Origin of the sequence: Ochrobactrum sp. XJ1 (assembly GCF_024701725.1) — a bacterium.
In the GTDB taxonomy this organism is placed as follows: Bacteria; Pseudomonadota; Alphaproteobacteria; order Rhizobiales; family Rhizobiaceae; genus Brucella; species Brucella anthropi.
In genome coordinates this window covers 1-17240 of sequence record NZ_VDGD01000032.1, presented here as the reverse complement: position 1 = coordinate 17240, position 17240 = coordinate 1, and the positions used below count along the sequence as shown (strand labels likewise).

The window sequence follows — 17240 nt, the reverse complement described above, 5'->3', positions numbered from 1 at the left end:
GATAATTTGATCCCGACCGCGACCTAAGAATCTCATCCAGATTGTCGCAAGCGTCTCATCCTGATTGTCGCGCTATATTTTCGGCATAAGCAGATGTGGCAGCAACCAGCATTACAGTTGCTGCTGAAAGTGCACGGAACGTAAAGGGGTTCATAGTCTGTCTCCTCCTAAAGCAAACAATTCTGGGAGATAACACCTGCCCAGAAGCTCCTGAAAAGGTAGCCAATGAGGAAGACGAGATTAGAAAGAGAAAAGTTTCAGGAGCCAAGCCAAACTTGTGGCACCTTACAATGGGCGCACAATACCACTAGCCACGATTGGGCCAGATGGTACCCCGGTTGGAGACCCGCCAAATGGTTCAAGACTGACGGCGAGTGTCGTACCCGCTGTAATATCGTCGCGTAGTTCAAGCGGAATGGTAAGTTCCCCTTGTTTGCCTGGCTTAAAGATGCCCAGCGAAACCGGGTTGCCTTTTTGCAGTACCAACCAAAGTTCAAGCGATTTCTCGCCGGAGGCTCCAGCTGCAACAGGGATGACTTGAAGATATCCGCTGGCCGGATCATAGGAAGCGAGCAAATTCACACGTACGTCTGTTGCTGACAGTTCGGCAACCAGAGGACCGCTGTTCTTAGACGTTAGATTACCGCCGAAAGCGAAGATAATCGCTACACCGGCAGCGATTGTTGTTGCCAAAGAAACCCATCGCCAGAAGATAACAGAACTCCATAACGACACAGTATGCCCTGCATCCTGTGTCGATCCAAACAATCGCTTCTCTATTTCTCCGAATATATTTTCATTCACTGGCAATTCTTGATAGTCGTCATTGAAATGCGAGAAACTGATCTGCCATCGCTCAACTAGTAACGCGAACTCCTTGTCATGAAGCATCCTTTGCTCCACTTGGCGACGCTTCTCATTTGACAAAACGCCGAGCACGTATTCACCAGCCAGCACGTCATCCTGACCGCGTTTGCCATGATTTTGCTCGCTTGATGTCATCGCTGCATGCACTCTCTCAGTTTCAATAGACTGCGTCGCAACCAAGTGCGTACAGTATTCAAAGGCACTTGTAATTCCTTGGCGAGCTCAAGATAGCTGAGACCTTCCAGATAAGCTTGCCGAACCGCTTTCGCATGAACTTGATCGAGCTCTCGCATGCAATCATCTATCCGGCGTCCTTCGTCTCTTGCCAACACCTCCTTCTCGGGGCTTGGATTGACGTCGTCAGCCAGATCATGAACTTCGTCAAGATCCTCCGTAACAGGTTTTCTTGCTCGAATGACATCTATTGAATGATTGCGGGCGATAGTTGCCAACCAAGCTGAAGCCACGCTTTCACCAATCCCAAACGTACTCGAACGTTTCCAAATCTTGATATAGACGTCTTGAAGGGCTTCCTCTGCCTCCGATCTGTCTTTCAATATACGAAGGCAAATCGCGAATAGTTTCGGGCTAGTATCCTTATAAAGTGAGGCGAAAGCGTCTTTGTCACCCAAAGCCACTTTGCTAATCAGAACGGATGTTTCATCTGTCTGTTTCAACGAAATTAGTGCTTCTCATACGAATCTGCGGGATCAGCGAAAACGATTATTCGGCATCCGTATCAGTCCAGCATAATACTCTTTAAAAGAGCTTGAATATGCTCAATCATATGCAAAAACTAATTGCTGTAAATATCAACTTGAATAGCCGCTTTACTTGCACCAACTGGACATGGTTCGGCTGAGTCTCGTTTAGAGTTGCAAACGAACGCACAGAACGGCGAACTCGCCAAAGATAAGCCAAATAAATTACTGAGGGAGAAAATGGTGGGCCCGGAGGGACTCGAACCCCCAACCAAGCGGTTATGAGCCGCCGGCTCTAACCAATTGAGCTACAGGCCCCACGCAACGTTGACCTACCCTAAAGAAAGCCGGGATACAAGCTGTCAAATGCATCAGTTGCCCTAATGCGCACATATTCAGTTGCGATGCATACAACCTAGAGCATTTCCAGCAAAAGTGCGAAGCGGTTTTGCGTAGGATAATGCGACGAAACAGATAGTTAGAGCGGTTCCAGCGACTCCGCTTTAACTGGAACCGCTCTAAAACCACGGTATTTCTGATTTGAACCAGCAGTTGTAATTGGCACGCAATTCGAATCTGATATCGTCGGCTTCATACATAAGAGGGAACTTAAGAAATAAGCGATTTCAAAGGCAAAGTGGCCACCCGCTCCGGTGTAACCAGCTTTGCCAGAGCTGCCTCAACTTTCTCTACAGGAGATTTTATGAACAACCGCGCTACCACTCTTCTTGCAACCTCCTTTTCTGCAATCATGCTCGCAGGCGCGCTGACGCTGCCAGCTCTGGCACAGGAGAATCAGATGACGAAGCAGCCTGCGCGTATCGCCGTCACTGGCGAAGGCACCATGACCGCCTCGCCCGATATGGCCATCCTCAATCTCTCCGTACTGCGCGAGGCAAAGACCGCTCGCGAAGCTATGACCGCCAACAACGAAGCCATGGCGAAAGTACTCGAAGCCATGAAGAAAGCTGGTATCGAAGATCGCGATCTTCAGACCGGCGGCATCAACATCCAGCCACGCTACGTCTATCCGGACGACAAGAATGGTCTGAAAGAACCAAGCATCACCGGCTATACGGTTTCGAACAGCCTGACTGTACGCGTGCGCGATCTGGCCAAGGTCGGCAATGTGCTTGATGAATCCGTCACACTCGGCGTCAATCAGGGTGGCGATCTGAGCTTCGTCAACGACAACCCGGCAGCCACGATCAATGAAGCGCGCAAGCGTGCCGTTGCCGACGCCATCGCCAAGGCAAAGACCCTTGCCGATGCTGCCGGTGTAGGCATTGGCCGCGTTGTCGAGATCAACGAGCAGAGCCGCCCACCCATGCCGATGCCAATCGCTCGTGCTCAGTATAAGACCATGGCTGCCGAAGCGCCGCAAGACGCGGTGCCCGTTGCAGCTGGCGAGAACAGCTATAACGTTTCGGTCAACGTCGTTTTCGAGATCAAGGAATAACGGCAACCTGGTTGGCAATTGCGAAGGGGCGCTCCAGCGCCCCTTTTCTTTTACCCGCCACAAAGAAAAGCTCCGGCCTGATTTACTCAGGCCGGAGCTTTTGAAACTTAAGCCGTGCGCCTTAGCGAATGATCGGACAACCACGAACATTTGCGAACACGACACCGGCAGGGCGACCATGACGGAAGCCACGAACCTGAACCGACTTGCCGCGATAGACGACACGCGCATTGCGGATGCCCATGCGATTAGCCTTCATCTTGGCGCCTTCGATGGAGCAGGCACGGCCACGATAAGCTGGACGGCTATGGTGGTAGCCTCGGTAATCGATATTCACGATGGCAGAACTTGCCGACGTGCTGATGGTTGGAGCGACAACCGGCGATGCGGCGCTGGCGGAAGCTGCCGTCGTGAAGATGGCGGCAACACCAAGAGCGGCGGTTACGACGAACGACTTGAGCGAAATAGCAGACATCTTTGAACCTCTTCGATTTGTTTTCAGGTCTTGCCTGAGGCACCCGAGAAGTAGCGCCCTATAGATGAACAGAATGAAAAACCAACGTTCATGTGCCGTTCAGCTTCATATGAAGTAGAAGGAATGCCTGCGCACTGCTTTTATAAACTTAATAAATTCAATGCGTTATAAGGAAACAAAATCCGCGCTGCTATATTTGAAGCATAGATTAAATTTACGCAATGTTTGAAAAACGCAAACGAGCCATCAGCGGTGGCTCGGCATCACCATATGATCGAGATAATCGTCGTCATCTTCCAGATCGTGATCGAAAGCCGTCACCTTGCCGCGAACGGAAATACCTGCCTCGTGCACCGTTTCGGGTGAACCCGAAATAAGCGGATGCCACCAATAGAGATCCGAACCTTCTGCAACCAGACGGTAGGCGCACGTCACAGGCAGCCAGTCCACCTCGTCAACGATTTCCGGCGTCAGAAAAACGCAGTCCGGCACCGTCTTCTTGCGGTTCGGATAATCACGGCACTGGCAGCTGTCCGGGTTGAGCAGCGTGCAGGCAACGCTGGTCCAGTAAATCTCGTTTGTGTCGTCATCCTGCAATTTATGCAGGCAACATTGGCCGCAACCGTCACACAGGCTCTCCCACTCGCTGCGGGTGAGCTGGTTCAAGGTCTTGGTGCGCCAGAATGGTTTGTCGTTCATAACGCAGCGTATAATGGAATTATGTCGGGAATGGCGTGGACAAATCGCCGCCATTTCAGAACACTTGATATTCGATCCGGATCGGGCTATTAGACCCGCGTCATCATCATGACCGTAAGCGTCTTACGTTAGGCAACGCATCAATCTCGCCGGGAACGGCAATTCGCATTGATGTTTCGTTGCGCCTTCCCTGCATAATATTCAGGAATACACATGTCTCAGTTTGAATGCGCACGCCGCAGGAAGCTGCCTGCACGCTATGCATCTATTGTGATGCCGTTCATCCTATCGATCATGATGACGTTCATTGTGTCGTTGATTGCAACCGCCAAGACCCTTGGCATTGCCCATCCCAATCTCGCATCCAGCTGGATGACGGCATGGGCCCTTTCGTGGGTGGTCGCCTTTCCGGTTCTCCTCGCCATTCTGCCCATCGTGCGCAGAATGGTCGCCATGGTGTGCGACCCGCATTAACAGTTAGAGCGCGTTTCGATCTGATAAGATCAGATCGGCGCTCTAACGTCTTCTATTTCAAGCATAATCTTATCGATCCTCGTTTCACTCCGGTCGGATTATGCTCTAAAAAAGCAAAAGCCGCGCATCTTGATGCGCGGCTTTTTCAATTCTCTTGCAGGCGGCTCAGCGGAAAATAGCTTCGCCTTGTTCATCCACGATCTGCCGTCCCTTATTCAGCGAAATGCTGGCGGCATCTTCGATGCCGGGGCAACGGTCGGCGCGAACGAAGCGATATTCCTTCACTTCGCCATCGATCGTCTTGGAAATGACGCCGCAGACCTGATACTGCCCGCCCTCGCTATAGGGCGTGGCAATGATCAGAAAGTCCTTGTGTTCAAGGCGACCCGCCTCTTTCGGCTCTGCCGGTGTCTCGGAGGCAGAGCCTCCACCGAAAAGACGCTTCAAAAAAGACATATCGCCTCCCCTTCCCGTATGTGTTTGTTCAGTTCAGCTATCCAGGCCCTAGCTATCGAGGAACGAACGCAGCTTACGCGAACGGCTCGGATGCTTCAGCTTGCGCAGCGCCTTGGCCTCGATCTGGCGGATACGTTCGCGGGTAACCGAGAACTGCTGGCCGACTTCTTCCAGCGTGTGGTCGGTGTTCATACCGATGCCGAAACGCATACGCAGAACACGTTCTTCACGCGGCGTCAGCGAAGCCAGAACACGGGTCGTCGTATCGCGCAGATTAGCCTGAATCGCTGCATCGATTGGCAGAAGCGCGTTCTTGTCCTCGATGAAATCGCCCAGATGTGAATCTTCCTCGTCGCCAACCGGCGTTTCGAGCGAGATCGGCTCCTTGGCGATCTTCAGCACCTTGCGCACTTTTTCGAGCGGCATGGCGAGCTTTTCAGCCAGTTCTTCCGGCGTCGGCTCACGACCGATTTCATGCAGCATCTGGCGCGATGTACGAACGATCTTGTTGATCGTTTCGATCATGTGCACCGGAATACGGATGGTGCGCGCCTGATCGGCAATCGAACGGGTGATTGCCTGACGAATCCACCATGTCGCATAGGTCGAGAACTTGTAACCACGGCGATATTCGAACTTGTCGACCGCCTTCATCAGACCGATATTGCCTTCCTGAATGAGATCGAGGAACTGCAGACCACGGTTCGTGTACTTCTTGGCAATCGAGATGACGAGACGAAGGTTGGCTTCCACCATTTCCTTCTTGGCGATGGTCGCTTCGCGTTCGCCCTTCTGCACCTGATTGACGATACGGCGGAATTCGCCGATGGAGATCGCGGTTTCGGTCGCCAGCATCTGGATTTCCGAACGCAGACGGTCGATGGCGCGCTCTTCCTTGGCTGCAAATTCCTTCCAGCCACGGGCTGAAAGCGTGCTCACGCGCTCTACCCATTTCGGGTCCAGCTCGTGGCCCTGATATTCCTTCAGGAATTCCTCACGACGCACACCGAAGGATTCGGCCAGACGCAGCAGCTTGCCTTCGTTCTGCACCAGACGCTTGTTGATGTCGTAAAGCTGTTCGACGAGCTGTTCGATACGGTTCTGGTTCAGTGACAGCGACTTCACTGCCTTGATGAGCTGATCTTTCAGTTCCTTGTAGCGACGCTCCTGGCTCGACGACAGTTCGCCCGTCGCGGCCAGACGGCCCTCGACCTGCTGGTCCTGCAGCTTGCGCAGTTTCTTGTAGGTGTCGGCGATAAGGTCGAGCGTTTCCATGACCTGCGGACGCAGTTCGGCTTCCATGGCCGCCAGCGACAGGTTGGCTTCGTCCTCGTCCTCTTCTTCCTCTTCCGCGGGCATGTCGCCGCCGACATTGGTAATGTCGTCGTCATCACGCGAGCGGCGCTGAGGCTTGTCATCGCGCGGCTTTTCCTCTTCCACACGCTCGATCACCGGAGCCTGTTTGGCTTCCGGACCGGCATAGGTGGTTTCGAGGTCGATAATTTCGCGCAGCAGAATGTTGGAATCGTTCAGCTGGTCACGCCAGATGATGATCGCCTGGAAGGTCAGCGGGCTTTCGCAAAGCCCGGCGATCATGGTCTCGCGACCAGCCTCGATGCGCTTTGCAATCGCGATTTCGCCTTCGCGCGACAGAAGCTCGACGGACCCCATTTCGCGCAGATACATGCGCACCGGATCGTCGGTACGGTCGGTCGGCTCTTTCTTGGTCGTGGTGGTGGCAACAGCCGTACCGCCGGATTCGACCAGATCGCCGCCCTCTTCCGAGTCGTCGTCGTTGTTTTCTTCGCGGTCGTTGTCCTGCTCGTCATCTTCAACGACGTTGATGCCCATATCGGAAAGCATCGACATCGTGTCTTCGATCTGCTCGGATGTCACTTCCTCGGAAGGCAGCACGGCGTTCAGCTCGTCCATGGTGACGTAGCCGCGCTTCTTCGCGAGTTTGATCATCTTCTTGACAGCATCGTCAGAAAGGTCGAGAAGCGGACCGTCGGCAGCACCTTCGCGCTCGACTTCGGCTTCTTCGTTTTCCTTAACCTTCGTTGCCATATGTTCTTCTCCAGGCGACCCCGGTCGCTTCTAAGATATATAGAGTTCTCGGACAGTTTTGCGAGGTCGCAATCCGTCAGTTGATTCTGCGAGTAGCCGATTTCCTGTTAATGGCGGATTAACCTTGCCATCGGTATCGGGCTTCTTCATCTCCGATTTCTTGTGGGCAGATCAGGCGGTCAACCAGACAACGCCACTTTCCGGGCCACTTTTCCGGCCCAAATCCGGCTTGCTGCCTTGCAGCATCGGATATCACCGGTTTCTGTTCTTTTCCTTATTCGAACTGTCGTGATTCCGTCATTTACGCCACACGTCAAGAGCGACTCACATGATTCGGGCTTAAAAAGCGAATCATTTGTTGTCGCGACCTCTTCGTTGGCCAGATAGAGCACGTTTTCCGGATCGCAACCCCGCATTTCCGGCTGTTCTCGCAGAACTGATTCGGAAATCCGAATCAGAAACCGCCGGGTGGGCGCCCCGAAGACAGTCCAAAACCGTCGATCAGAGCTTCAGTCGCATCAGCTTTCAAAATCTGATTTTGTATATCTCTGAGACGTGCAAACAATTCGCCTGTCTCGTCTGTTTCAAGTGCGGCCTCAACGGCCCGCAGCTCCTTATGTAGTGTGCGCGCACGCTGATGCAAGTGAAGCGCCTGACGAAGGGCTTCGCGCGCGTCGTCTTCTGCGGCCAGAGCCGTCGCAGTCCAGAGTTTCGCACCCTTCACCACGAGTTCGAGCATTTCAATCTGCTCGCCATGACCGGCATTGACCAGTGCGTGCCGCATGGCGTGACCATCTTCCATATGGCCGGCAGCCAGCACATCCAGCATGGCCAGATGCAGCGACTTGAGTGCCTCATGTCCCAGATCGAGTGCAGCCAGCGTCTCGAAATCCTCTTCAATCAGCCGTGGGTGATTGAGAAGCGTCAGCACGATGGCAGTTTCGCGCAAGGGGGCATGTGATCCAGCGCCCGGCCTGCCGCCCTTTACCAGCGTGGAGCGCACCAGACTGTCGGAAATCGCAAGGCGGCCATTGCCGCCCACCGGTCCGCCGCGTCCCCGTCCGCCATCATTCCTGCGGTTGAAAGACGAATTGCGCTGTCCGCCGCCTTGATACCCCTGACGCCCCTGGCCAAAAAAGGCTTGTGCCCGGTCGCGCATATCCTGACTGTAGTGGCGCCGGATATCCTCATTCGCGATGCGGCTGGTAATTTCACGCAGCCGCGCCTCCAGTTCGGCGCGGCGTTCCGGCGTATCGAACACACCGCCCGTCGTTTCCCGCGTCCACACCATATCGACCAGCGGTCTGGCGTCACGCAGGACCGCATGAAATGCGGCTGGGCCTTCCGCCTTGACCAGATCGTCCGGGTCCTGCCCTTCCGGCAATAGTGCAAAACGCAGCGATATGCCGGGCTGCAAGGCAGGCAATCCAAGATCGACGGCGCGATAGGCGGCGCGAAGCCCCGCACCATCGCCATCGAAACACAGAACCGGTTCAGGGCTGATGCGCCAGAGAAGTTCGAGCTGTTCTTCCGTCAGCGCCGTACCGAGCGGAGCCACCACCTGATGGATACCCGCCTGCGCAAGCGCGATCACATCCATATAGCCTTCAACAGCGATGATGGATTTGGCCGGTTCTCCAGCTTGCGGCTGGCAGGCCTTGCGCGCCCGCAATCCGTTATAGAGAACCCGCCCCTTGTGAAAGAGTTCGGTTTCCGGCGAGTTCAGATATTTGGCCGGAGCGTCCGCAGAAAGCGCACGCCCGCCGAAAGCAATGATCCGCCCGCGCAAATCCTCGATCGGGAACATGACACGATCGCGAAAACGGTCGTAGGAAACGGCAATTCCCTCGCCGTGCACGACGAGACCGCACGCCTCGATCTGCTCGCGCGACACGCCTTTGCCAGCCAGAAACTCCTTCAAGGCATTGCGCGACTCTGGCGCATAGCCAATGCGGAACGACTGCTGCGTTGCGGTCGAAAGTCCGCGATCCCGCAGATAGGCGCGTGCCTTGGCTCCAACGGCGCTTTGCAGCTGGTTTTCGAAGAACTGCGCAGCCAGCTCCATGACATCATAAAGCGTCGCGCGCTGTGCCTCGCGCTTTTCCATTTCCGGATCGCGCGCAGGCATCGGAACGCCTGCCATATCGGCCACACGCTCCACTGCTTCCGGGAAACTCAGGCCTTCAAGATCGGTCAGAAACTTGAAGTGGTCGCCGGTTACGCCGCAGCCGAAACAATGATAGCGACCCTTGCGATCTTCGCAGTGAAAGCTTGGCGTCTTCTCGCCATGAAACGGACAGCAGGCCCAGAAATCACCCTTCGGAGGATTGCTCTTCTTGCGGTCGAACGAAGCGCGCGTTCCTATCAGCGTCGAGATCGGGACGCGGTCTCTGATCTCATCGAGAAAGGAGGGCGGAAAACGCATTACAGATTTCACTTTCAGTTCGTTCAGACAGCGGGAGTGTATTCCTTAGAGTATATAGGCGCGCCCGTTCTGACAGTCCATCGTGCAGGCATGTCCCTCCCCGCTAATCACATGTCGCTGCCAAACAAGCCCGCTGTCACAAAACTGTCATATATCCGTCATGACGCTGCGGGAATGGATTGCTTTTAATTGCGAACAAGCCCATATCTCTTGAAGAATTGATTAGCCGGAACATATTTTTTCTTCATTTGTTGCGTTAGCTTAATCACAGATGTCAACCTCCAACCCGAAGGGATTTTGCCGTGAATGGTTCTTTGGTCCTTTTGCATCTGGCCGGTGCAGTTGCGCTCCTGCTTTGGGCGACACGCATGGTTCGGACCGGGGTGGAGCGTGCCTATGGCGACCGGCTGCGCAGACGCTTGCGCAACCAGATGCAGAACCCGCTGCTTTCCGTCGCCTTCGGCCTTGCCCTTGCTGTCGCCCTGCAAAGCTCGACAGCGGTTACGCTTCTCGTCGGTTCATTTGTCGGTTCAGGTTTCGTAAGCGGCGTTGCAGGCCTCATGGCCGTGCGCGGCGGCGAGCTTGGCTCCGCCCTCGTCGTCAAGATCCTGAGCTACGACCTCACGCTTCTGGTACCGCTCTGCCTTGTCATCGGCACAGGCATCTTCATGACCACCGAGCGCCGCGACTGGCGGCAGATCGGACGCATTCTGGTCGGTATCGGCCTGCTCATCATGTCACTGGAAATGACCGGACAGGCCACCGAGCCGCTGCGGCAAAGTGAATTGCTGCCGGTCATCGTCGACTATCTGTCAAGCGACCCGATCACTGCCTATCTGCTCGCAGCACTCATGACATGGCTGTTTCATTCCAGCGTTGCCGCCGTCATCCTGCTTACGACCTTTGCCTCGCGCGGGCTGATCCATCCAGAGCTCGCCGTGGTGATGGTTCTCGGCGTCAATCTGGGGTCTTCGATCATCGCCCCGATCCTGACCCGGCATGCGCCAACTGAAACCCGCGTCGTGCCACTCGGCAATCTTTTGATGCGCGGCGCCGGGTCACTCATCATGCTCGTGCTTTACCAGACCTTCAAACCGTCGGTTGCCTTCCTCGGCACCGATCCGGTTTCGCAGGTGGTCAATGCGCATATCCTGTTCAATGTCATCGTGATGATTGCCGGTATTCCGCTTTCTGGCCTCGTGCTGCGCGCAACAGAGGCTCTGGTTAATCTCAATGCGGACAAGGGCACCCCGGCTTCACAGCAGCCCATCGAGATCGAGCAATATAGCGCGCTCGACACTGCCGTGCTCGACCGGCCCTCACAGGCGCTTGCCAATGCAACCCGCGAAGTGGTCGGCGTCTGCGACACGATCGAAGTCATGCTGCGGCGGATCATCGAGCTTTATGAGAAGCCCGATCAGGTGCGGATCGATGAACTTGAAGCTCTCGATGACCGCGTGGACAAGCGCCATGCTGCCATCAAGCTCTATCTGACCAAACTTGCAACCCATGAGCTGAGCGATTTCGAGTCGCTGCGCATGCAAGAATTGCTGGGCGCATGTGTGAAGCTTGAGCAGGTCGGCGACATCATCGTGCGCAACATGCTGGCGCATGTTCAAAAGAAGATGGATCACAAGCTGGAATTCACTGACGAAGGCTGGAAGGAGCTCAGCCATTTCCACGCCATGGTTCTGGCCAATGCGCACATGGCATTCAATGTGATTGTCTCACGCGATGGCCGTACGGCCCGTCAGCTAGTGCAGGAAAAGGACCAGCTGCGTGAACTGGAAAAGCAGACCAGCATGCGCCATTTCAGCCGACTGCGCGAAGGTGCCACCCGTAGCATCGAGACCAGCAGCATCCATCTCGACACGATCCGCGACCTCAAGCAGATCAACTCGCTTCTCGCCTCAATGGCCTATCCGGTCCTCGAAGAACAGGGCCTCCTCAGCGATACGCGACTGAAAGCCGTCAAGCAGGGCTGAGTATAGCGCCCAAACAATAGAAAGCCCCCGCCAGAGCGGGGGCTGAAACAAAAGCGAAAGGCACTTATGCCTCACGCTTTCACTGCAGAAGCGATTTCACGATGGCGCTGGCCTTGGTGAAATCCATCTTGCCTGCATAGCGCTCTTTAAGAACGGCCATGCACTTGCCCATGTCGCGCAGACCTTGAGCACCGATTTCGGCAATCACATCCGCACAGGCCTGCTTGACCTCATCCTCGCTCATCTGCTGCGGCAGAAATTCGGAAATGATCGTGATTTCCTCACGCTCGGCTTCAGCGAGCTCAAGACGGCTGCCTTCTTCATAGATGCGGGCGGATTCTTCGCGCTGCTTGACCATCTTGCCGAGAATACCCAGCAATTCTTCATCCCCGACCGGGTCCTTGCCAGCAGTACGGTTGGCGATATCTCGGTCCTTTACCGCAGCCAGGATCAAACGCAGCGTCGACATGCGACGCTTCTCCTGTGCTTTCAGCGCGGTCGTGAGGGCCTGGGAAATCTCCTGGCGAAGCATAACGTCTCTCCTGACGGTGTAAATTCTTTGTTGTTCGTTTCCTGCATCTATACAACAAGCGAATAGAATCGCCGAGCTGTCCGAACCACCATCCCGAGAAATAATAATACGACGATTATCGTCATTATTTCAGGAAAGCATGGCCTCGGACGATTGACCCGGCGTCCAAGTTTCTCTATTGCTCAAGGCTTAGCAGGACATCGGCACGTGCTCGCGGCGGGAGGTTTAAAATCCCCGCTGCCTTTTGGCGCATATATGACCCTTGACGCTTCATCTTTCAAGCCACCCTACCGGTGGCCGTTGGAACACGAACGCGTGCCGCATAAAGCATGCCGCCCAAAAGTGGGAACCGGTTTTGGGACAACGGCATGCATGGAAACAAACAGTTAGAGCGTCGATTTGATTCCATCAGTTCGACGCTCTAGCTGGCAACGAAATAACAGCACACGCTGGCGCGCGGCTAACAATCAGGAGTGCAGACCATGACAGAAACCACACCGAAAACAGCACCCTGGACTGTTGAGAAGCGAACCGCCATCCTCGTACTTGCGGACGGAACCGTGATCGAAGGCAAAGGCCTCGGTGCAATCGGTGCGATTGAAGCCGAGGTCGTGTTCAACACGGCGCTGACCGGTTACGAAGAAATCCTGACCGACCCGTCTTATGCCGGTCAGATCGTAACCTTCACCTTCCCGCATATCGGCAATGTCGGCACCAATGCCGAAGACGTTGAAGACCTGACGCCGGCCAATCGCCACGGCGCAGTCGGCGCGATCTTCAAGGCTGACATCACGTCACCATCGAATTTCCGCGCAACGGAAGATCTGGATGCGTGGCTGAAGCACCGCGGCGTCATTGCACTGGCCGGTATCGATACGCGCGCGTTGACCTCGCTCATCCGCGAGCGCGGCGCACAGAACGCAGTCATTGCTCATGATCCGAGCGGCAAGTTCGACCTCGAAGCACTCAAGGCACGCGCCGCCGCATGGAGCGGTCTTGAAAATCTCGATCTCGCCAAGGACGTCACGGTTGGCCAGAGCCTCACATGGAAAGAAACTCCATGGACGCTCGCAGACGGCTATGGCGAACAGGACACCCCGGAATATCACGTGGTGGCGCTCGACTTCGGCGTGAAACGTAACATTCTGCGCCTGCTCACCGGCCTCGGCGCAAAGGTCACCGTGCTGCCTGCAACGGCAACGGCTGAGGACGTTCTGGCCCACAACCCGGATGGTGTCTTCCTGTCCAACGGTCCTGGCGATCCGGCAGCGACCGGCGCATATGCCGTTCCAACCATCAAGAAGCTTGTCGAAACCGACCTTCCGGTCTTCGGCATCTGCCTCGGCCACCAGATGCTGGCGCTCGCACTTGGCGGACGCACCGAGAAAATGCATCAGGGCCATCACGGCGCCAACCATCCGGTGAAGGACTACACGACCGGCAAGGTCGAGATCGTATCGATGAACCACGGCTTCGCGGTCGATTCAGACTCGCTGCCGGAAAATGTCGAGGAAACGCATGTGTCGCTCTTCGACGGCACCAATTGCGGCCTGCGCGTCGTCGGCAAGCCGGTATTCTCGGTGCAGCACCATCCGGAAGCATCGCCCGGCCCGCAGGATTCGCACTATCTGTTCCGCCGCTTCATCAACCTGATCCGCGAAAAGAAGGGCGAAACGCCGCTTCCGGAACGCGAACAGGCGGCTTAAGCCCTCTAAAAGAATTATCGAAGTAAAAGGCCGGAGTAAAAACTCCGGCCTTTTCATTTTCCGTATCGATCAAACCTCTGAGGGCTTGGCCGAGGGCGTTGGACGCACCCGCGCCACCACGATGACCAGCGCCAGAAAAACCAGTCCGGCTCCGACGGCATAGGGCATTCCAGCGAAGACGAACGGCGCATTCATGCCGGTGAACACGGCGAATAGCTGCGTGAAGATGAGCGGGCCGATGATGGTCGTAATGCTCGACACGCTTGTCAGTGCACCCTGCAATTCGCCTTGCGCGGAAGGCGGAACCTTGCCTGCCGCAATACTGCGCAGCGGCGGATCGGCCAGACCTTCCAGCGCCGTCAGGAAGATGACGGCATAAACCATCCAGCCTTCCCATGCGATGGCGTATCCAATCATGCCAAGACAGGAAAACAGCACGCCTGTGATCGCTGTGCGCCGCTCGCCAAGCACCGGCAAGACCCTTGGCAGAACCAGCGCCATCACGAACGCTGCGCCGATACCGAAAAGCCCCAGCGACAGACCTATCTGGGCTTCGCTCCAGTTATAGCGATAAGCACCGACGAAGGCCCAGACGGACGGATAGACGGCATGAGCCAGCCAGAACAGGAAGAAGACCAGCACCACCCAGCCGATGCCGGGATAGTTTCGCATCTGCTTGAGCGCGCCCAGCGGATTGGCCCGGGCGAACTGGAAGGTGCGCCGGTTTTCGCGCGTCAACGTCTCCGGCAACAGGAAATAGGCGAGGATGAAGTTGATGAAAGACAGGAACGCCGCTCCGTAGAACGGAACGCGCGGACCGAACTCCCCCAGCAAGCCGCCCAGCACCGGACCAAGCGCAAAGCCGACACCGAAAGCAATGCCGATCAGGCCGAAATTGCGCGCACGATTGCTGTCATCGCTGACATCGGCAATGTAGGCGGATGCCGTCGCGAAGCTTGCTCCGCTGATGCCTGCCAGCACACGGCCGACAAACAGCATCCAATAGGTGGTTGCGAGCGCACAGATCAGATTGTCGAGCGCGAAGGTGAAAATCGAGGCGAGCAGCACCGGCCGTCGCCCGAAACGGTCGCTCAGATTGCCGATCATCGGCGCGAACAGGAACTGCATTCCGGCATAGACCAGCAAAAGCCAGCCACCATCGACGGCTGCGGTGCTGACATCCGCACCGGTCAGCTCTTCGAGAAAAGTCGGCAGAACCGGCATGATGATCGCAATGCCGATAATGTCGAGGAACAGTGTCATAAAGACGAGTAACAAGCCCCGCCGTACAAACTGGGGATCATGCATGGGACACCTGAAATATGCTCCACGACTGAAAAGGTGGAACATTCATAAATTGTGTTGATTGGAGAACTCGCGCACCATCGCCGCTCAAAATTGAGCGTCACGCTTGCAAATCGGAAAAAGGCCGCGCCGGTGCGAATGCATTTATCTGGAAAATTATTTCACGACAAGGCGAATATTGCGGGCTTTCGACAAAAAGAACGGGCGTTTTTCCTCCACAAAGAAAAAGGCGGTCGAAACCGCCTTTTTCTAAAGTATCAGAACGACTTTAAACATCACCGCTGAATGTATCACAGGATTCCAGCTTGCCGCTATCGAAGCCGCGCTGGAACCACTTGGCGCGCTGGGCGGATGTGCCATGATTGAAGCTTTCCGGCACAACGTAACCCTGACTACGGCGCTGCAGCGTGTCATCGCCGATCTGGTGTGCCGCATTCAGAGCTTCTTCAAGGTCGCCCGCCTCCAGAATGCCCTTCTGTTCCGTGTAGTAACCCCACACACCGGCGAAGCAATCGGCCTGAAGCTCAACACGAACCGACATCTGGTTGGCCTGCGCTTCGCTCATCTGCTGACGCATCTGGTTGAATTTCGGCAGAATGCCGAGCAGGTTCTGGATATGGTGCCCGACCTCATGCGCAAGGACATAGGCCTGTGCGAAATCGCCGGAAGCGCCAAAACGGTTTGCCAGTTCCTTATAGAAGCTCAGATCGATGTAGAGCTTGCGATCGCCGGGGCAATAAAACGGCCCGGACGCCGCGGAAGCAAAGCCGCAGGCCGAACGAACCTGTCCGGAAAAGAGCACCATGGTCGGCGGCGTGTAGGTCTGGCCGCGTGACTTGAAAATGCCGCTCCAGACGTCTTCCGTCTCAGCCAGTACGGTGCGGGCGAACTGCGTTGTCTCATCATTGGCAACCGCGCCCCCCTCGGCAGCGGTCCGTCCGGATTGACCGGCTTGCTGGGTTACGCTCGGCCCCATGCTGCCATCGCCGAACAGGATCGGCAGCGGATCGATACCAACCGCACGCAGCACGAAGAACATCACCACCAGAATGAGAATACCGGAAATGCCGCCGCCGCGAACGATTCGAAAGCCGGGACCGCCAAGGCCCCCGCCGCGACCGAAGCCGCCACCTATGCCACCGCCCTGCGCCCCGCGCTGATCTTCCACATTGTCACTTTGCCTACGGCCTTGCCAGCGCATTGACCAACTCCCCTACACCGTGCCGCTCTCGACGAAGCAGCACCAAACTATACATGTAATTGTCGCATAAAGAGTTGGCACGGCAACATAAAAAGTAAATGGCAGTGTCAATCACAAACGAAGACTCTTTCGCAATAGTTTGGACAATAGAAATCCCTTTCCGCTTCGATAGACAAAACCTGTCAAAACAAGCATCAATGGAAGGGATCCTAGAAAAATTGACGGCTTCCTTCACAATGTCACAAACATGAAGGCGAAGCCTTCACAATCTATACGCTAGTAATTGCGGAAATGCGCGGCATTCGCTAAAGCATGCTCTGTCAATGGGGGCATAGACGATGCAGAATCGAAAACAGCTTTATTCGATCCAGATATTGCGCGGTCTTGCGGCAACGGCCGTGCTGATCGCCCATACGATCGAGCATCCGCGCGCTGAAACAAACAATGCCATCACGATGCTGGGTGTGTTCGGCGTTCAACTGTTCTTCGTCATCAGCGGTTTCATCATCGCCTATGTCAATGCCGACGGCCCGTTCAGGCCCGGTGACTTTCTGCTGCGCCGCGTTTTCCGCATCGTGCCGCTTTACTGGCTCTGCACGATCACGGTTTTCATCTGCGCTCTTTATCTGCCGTCACTGTTCAAGACGACGGTTCCGGATGTGGGCTATTTCATCAAATCGCTGTTCTTCATACCCGCCGCCACACCGGGTGACCCAAGCGATTGGCGCCCGATCTTCAAACTCGGCTGGTCGCTGAACTACGAATTGTTCTTCTATCTTGTGTTCGCCTTGTTCTGGTGGTGCAAAAATGCCTTAGAGCCTGTTCCAAAAAGGGTTGAGCGATTACAGTAGGTTATGATCCAATCGGATTGCTTACATTCGATGGAGA

15 protein-coding genes and 1 tRNA gene are annotated in these 17240 nt (G+C 55.5%); 5 read left to right on the top strand and 11 right to left on the bottom strand.

Going from position 1 to position 17240, the window contains the following annotated elements; translation table 11 throughout:
• Positions 1-285: 285 nt before the first annotated feature.
• The 3 genes from FG152_RS26325 to FG152_RS26315 form a co-directional block, all read right to left on the bottom strand.
• Positions 286-1002 carry an anti-sigma factor gene (locus FG152_RS26325; RefSeq protein WP_010659681.1) on the bottom strand — a complete coding sequence of 239 codons (717 nt, stop codon included), beginning with the start codon at positions 1000-1002 and terminating at the stop codon, positions 286-288.
• Positions 999-1544, bottom strand: coding sequence for a sigma-70 family RNA polymerase sigma factor (locus FG152_RS26320; protein ID WP_029929087.1), 546 nt, complete (start codon positions 1542-1544; stop codon positions 999-1001). Before FG152_RS26320 ends, FG152_RS26325 begins: the two co-directional genes overlap by 4 nt.
• 265 nt (positions 1545-1809) lie before the next feature.
• Positions 1810-1886: transfer RNA gene (locus FG152_RS26315), tRNA-Ile, on the bottom strand.
• A 385-nt stretch (positions 1887-2271) separates the two neighbouring features.
• Here FG152_RS26315 and FG152_RS26310 point away from each other — a divergent pair.
• Complete coding sequence (locus FG152_RS26310) at positions 2272-3027, top strand: SIMPL domain-containing protein (RefSeq protein WP_029929089.1); 756 nt, start codon at positions 2272-2274, stop codon at positions 3025-3027.
• 121 nt (positions 3028-3148) lie between these two features.
• Here FG152_RS26310 and FG152_RS26305 read toward each other — a convergent pair whose 3' ends face one another.
• On the bottom strand, positions 3149-3502 hold the full coding sequence (locus FG152_RS26305; RefSeq protein ID WP_010659678.1) for a hypothetical protein: 354 nt from the start codon (positions 3500-3502) through the stop codon (positions 3149-3151).
• A gap of 246 nt (positions 3503-3748) precedes the next feature.
• The gene (locus FG152_RS26300; protein ID WP_029376061.1) at positions 3749-4201 is read right to left on the bottom strand and encodes a YcgN family cysteine cluster protein; all 453 of its coding nucleotides are present in this window, start codon (positions 4199-4201) and stop codon (positions 3749-3751) included.
• Between the two features lie 213 nt (positions 4202-4414).
• On the opposite strand from FG152_RS26300, the gene FG152_RS26295 reads away from it, so the two are divergent.
• Positions 4415-4675: a DUF2798 domain-containing protein gene (locus FG152_RS26295; protein WP_010659676.1), complete on the top strand. Its 261-nt coding sequence runs from the start codon at positions 4415-4417 to the stop codon at positions 4673-4675.
• Between the two features lie 165 nt (positions 4676-4840).
• Here the strand turns inward: FG152_RS26295 and FG152_RS26290 are convergent, their stop codons facing one another.
• The 3 genes from FG152_RS26290 to dnaG all read right to left on the bottom strand — a co-directional run bounded on the left by FG152_RS26290 (position 4841) and on the right by dnaG (position 9623).
• Positions 4841-5131: an HlyU family transcriptional regulator gene (locus FG152_RS26290; protein WP_010659675.1), complete on the bottom strand. Its 291-nt coding sequence runs from the start codon at positions 5129-5131 to the stop codon at positions 4841-4843.
• Positions 5132-5179: 48 nt separating this feature from the next.
• Complete coding sequence (rpoD, locus tag FG152_RS26285; RefSeq protein WP_010659674.1) at positions 5180-7198, bottom strand: RNA polymerase sigma factor RpoD; 2019 nt, start codon at positions 7196-7198, stop codon at positions 5180-5182.
• Positions 7199-7652: 454 nt separating this feature from the next.
• The gene (gene dnaG / locus FG152_RS26280) at positions 7653-9623 is read right to left on the bottom strand and encodes a DNA primase (protein ID WP_498989285.1); all 1971 of its coding nucleotides are present in this window, start codon (positions 9621-9623) and stop codon (positions 7653-7655) included.
• Between the two features lie 302 nt (positions 9624-9925).
• On the opposite strand from dnaG, the gene FG152_RS26275 reads away from it, so the two are divergent.
• On the top strand, positions 9926-11608 hold the full coding sequence (locus FG152_RS26275; protein WP_498989282.1) for a Na/Pi cotransporter family protein: 1683 nt from the start codon (positions 9926-9928) through the stop codon (positions 11606-11608).
• Positions 11609-11687: 79 nt separating this feature from the next.
• Here FG152_RS26275 and FG152_RS26270 read toward each other — a convergent pair whose 3' ends face one another.
• The gene (locus FG152_RS26270; RefSeq protein ID WP_010659670.1) at positions 11688-12140 is read right to left on the bottom strand and encodes a GatB/YqeY domain-containing protein; all 453 of its coding nucleotides are present in this window, start codon (positions 12138-12140) and stop codon (positions 11688-11690) included.
• A 482-nt stretch (positions 12141-12622) separates the two neighbouring features.
• Between FG152_RS26270 and carA the strand changes: the two genes are divergently transcribed.
• Complete coding sequence (gene carA, locus FG152_RS26265) at positions 12623-13846, top strand: glutamine-hydrolyzing carbamoyl-phosphate synthase small subunit (protein WP_010659669.1); 1224 nt, start codon at positions 12623-12625, stop codon at positions 13844-13846.
• Positions 13847-13915: 69 nt separating this feature from the next.
• Here carA and FG152_RS26260 read toward each other — a convergent pair whose 3' ends face one another.
• Both FG152_RS26260 and ypfJ read right to left on the bottom strand, forming a co-directional pair.
• On the bottom strand, positions 13916-15154 hold the full coding sequence (locus FG152_RS26260; RefSeq protein ID WP_029929093.1) for a TCR/Tet family MFS transporter: 1239 nt from the start codon (positions 15152-15154) through the stop codon (positions 13916-13918).
• Positions 15155-15419: 265 nt separating this feature from the next.
• On the bottom strand, positions 15420-16352 hold the full coding sequence (ypfJ, locus tag FG152_RS26255; protein ID WP_010659667.1) for a KPN_02809 family neutral zinc metallopeptidase: 933 nt from the start codon (positions 16350-16352) through the stop codon (positions 15420-15422).
• A gap of 338 nt (positions 16353-16690) precedes the next feature.
• Here ypfJ and FG152_RS26250 point away from each other — a divergent pair, with 338 nt between their 5' ends.
• Positions 16691-17203, top strand: a complete 513-nt coding sequence (locus FG152_RS26250; protein WP_498989278.1) for an acyltransferase family protein — start codon at positions 16691-16693, stop codon at positions 17201-17203.
• Positions 17204-17240 lie beyond the last annotated feature (37 nt).

Bases quoted from the DNA above. Each gene is read 5' to 3' on its own strand.
- FG152_RS26325 (WP_010659681.1), bottom strand. From the start codon at position 1,002: ATGACATCAAGCGAGCAAAATCATGGCAAACGCGGTCAGGATGACGTG.
- FG152_RS26310 (WP_029929089.1), top strand. From the start codon at position 2,272: ATGAACAACCGCGCTACCACTCTTCTTGCAACCTCCTTTTCTGCAATC.
- FG152_RS26305 (WP_010659678.1), bottom strand. From the start codon at position 3,502: ATGTCTGCTATTTCGCTCAAGTCGTTCGTCGTAACCGCCGCTCTTGGT.
- FG152_RS26300 (WP_029376061.1), bottom strand. From the start codon at position 4,201: ATGAACGACAAACCATTCTGGCGCACCAAGACCTTGAACCAGCTCACC.
- FG152_RS26295 (WP_010659676.1), top strand. From the start codon at position 4,415: ATGTCTCAGTTTGAATGCGCACGCCGCAGGAAGCTGCCTGCACGCTAT.
- FG152_RS26290 (WP_010659675.1), bottom strand. From the start codon at position 5,131: ATGTCTTTTTTGAAGCGTCTTTTCGGTGGAGGCTCTGCCTCCGAGACA.
- rpoD (WP_010659674.1), bottom strand. From the start codon at position 7,198: ATGGCAACGAAGGTTAAGGAAAACGAAGAAGCCGAAGTCGAGCGCGAA.
- dnaG (WP_498989285.1), bottom strand. From the start codon at position 9,623: ATGCGTTTTCCGCCCTCCTTTCTCGATGAGATCAGAGACCGCGTCCCG.
- FG152_RS26270 (WP_010659670.1), bottom strand. From the start codon at position 12,140: ATGCTTCGCCAGGAGATTTCCCAGGCCCTCACGACCGCGCTGAAAGCA.
- carA (WP_010659669.1), top strand. From the start codon at position 12,623: ATGACAGAAACCACACCGAAAACAGCACCCTGGACTGTTGAGAAGCGA.
- FG152_RS26260 (WP_029929093.1), bottom strand. From the start codon at position 15,154: ATGCATGATCCCCAGTTTGTACGGCGGGGCTTGTTACTCGTCTTTATG.
- ypfJ (WP_010659667.1), bottom strand. From the start codon at position 16,352: ATGCGCTGGCAAGGCCGTAGGCAAAGTGACAATGTGGAAGATCAGCGC.
- FG152_RS26250 (WP_498989278.1), top strand. From the start codon at position 16,691: ATGCAGAATCGAAAACAGCTTTATTCGATCCAGATATTGCGCGGTCTT.